This window comes from Saccharopolyspora sp. NPDC000995 (assembly GCF_053599315.1).
This window is the reverse complement of record NZ_JBSFLZ010000276.1, coordinates 1,388-2,705: the sequence shown is the minus strand read 5'-3', so window position 1 is coordinate 2,705 and position 1,318 is coordinate 1,388. Positions and strand designations below refer to the sequence as shown.

Genomic DNA, 1,318 nt, shown 5'->3' with positions numbered 1-1,318 from the left:
CTGAAGGGACCACCGGTTTGCCATGAGCATGGGACCGGGTTGCGTCCGGTCGCGGGCCGTGTGCTGATGGTGTCCGACGACCGGGCTGTTGGTCAATCCGAGCTGGCTGGTGTGCCGATCTGTGGCTTCTGCCTCTGCCGGTAGGACTCGCCCTCGACGACGAGTTCGTAGGCAGCCGACTGGAGCCGGTCGATGGCGGATTGGGCGAGTAGCGGGTCGGCCATCATCGTCAGGATCTCCGGTGGCTCGCGGTTGCTGGTGATCATGGTGGAGGCGCTGCGGTGGCGCTCGACGATGAGTTCGTAGAAGTCGCTGGTCTCGGTCGCCTCGAGTCGTTTGAGTGCGAGGTCGTCGATGATCAGCAGGTCGACTCGGTGCAGCTTGCGCATTTCCTCGTCGTAGGAGTTATCCAGCCGGGCGGCCTTAAGCCGTTTGAACAGCTTGTCGGCGCGTTCGTGGTGCACGGTGTGCTTACGGCGCACCGCGATGTGTCCGAGCGCGTGGGCCAGGAACGTTTTCCCGACGCCCACAGGCCCCATGATCAGCACGTTGTGCGCGTCGGTGAGGAACCGCAGTGAGGTCAGCTCGGCCCATAGTTCCCGGTCGAAGACGGCCGGGGTGTTCTCGTCCCAGGCTTCGAGGATCATCTCTGGGTCGAGGTGGGCCTTGCGGGCGCGCTGAGCGATGGCTTGGCGGTCTCGGCGGTTGACTTCGTCGGCGAGCAGGAGTTCGAGGAAGTCGTGGTGCGGCAGGTGGTTCTGCCGTGCCAGCGCGAGCCGTTCGGGCAGGGTGTCCAGCAGCCGCCCGAGCTTGAGCCTGCGCAGGAGCGCCTTGAGCTCCGCGGACGGCTCGATCGGTTTCGCGTTCGCTCCCTGGGCGCGGCGGGCAGTGTTCATGAGCTCCTCCTGACCGCGAAGTCGCCGGTATCACGGACAAATCGCGATGCCGTGCCGGGCCGCGGTGTGGTGGCCGGCGGCTCGGTGAGGCCTCGGGTGAGCATGCGGTCGATCAGGCCGACGTTGACCGCTTCGGCTTCCAGGGCGCGGCGGCAGGCTTCATCGACGGCCTCGGCGTTGTGTCGGCGGATGAGGCCGAGCAGCCGGTAGACCTGCCGCATCTTGGTCCAGGGCAAGGGGTGTTCCAGCACTGCCGCCGCGTAGGCGCCGATGTGAGGGCCGTGCGCGGATGCCTTGCGCTGCAACGCTTCCAGGTCGCGGGTCGCATAAGCGGTCAGCTCGGCGGGCAGGTCCGCGGGATCGGTGTTCCGGCGGCCGGGCTCGACGACGGGGTGGACCTTGATCAGCTCGCCTCGCCAGTA

General features: G+C 67.1%; 1 protein-coding gene and 1 pseudogene. Both read right to left on the bottom strand.

Going from position 1 to position 1,318, the window contains the following annotated elements; translation table 11 throughout:
* Positions 1-92: 92 nt before the first annotated feature.
* Positions 93-896 (bottom strand): IS21-like element helper ATPase IstB, encoded by an 804-nt coding sequence (gene istB, locus ACWDKQ_RS35715; RefSeq protein WP_010694453.1) that lies wholly within the window; start codon positions 894-896, stop codon positions 93-95.
* Positions 893-1,318: pseudogene (locus ACWDKQ_RS35710) on the bottom strand (IS21 family transposase); the annotation flags it as partial. The gene istB and the pseudogene ACWDKQ_RS35710, both read right to left, overlap by 4 nt.

Excerpts from the sequence above, each read along its gene's own strand:
- istB (WP_010694453.1), bottom strand. The coding sequence starts at position 896 with ATGAACACTGCCCGCCGCGCCCAGGGAGCGAACGCGAAACCGATCGAG.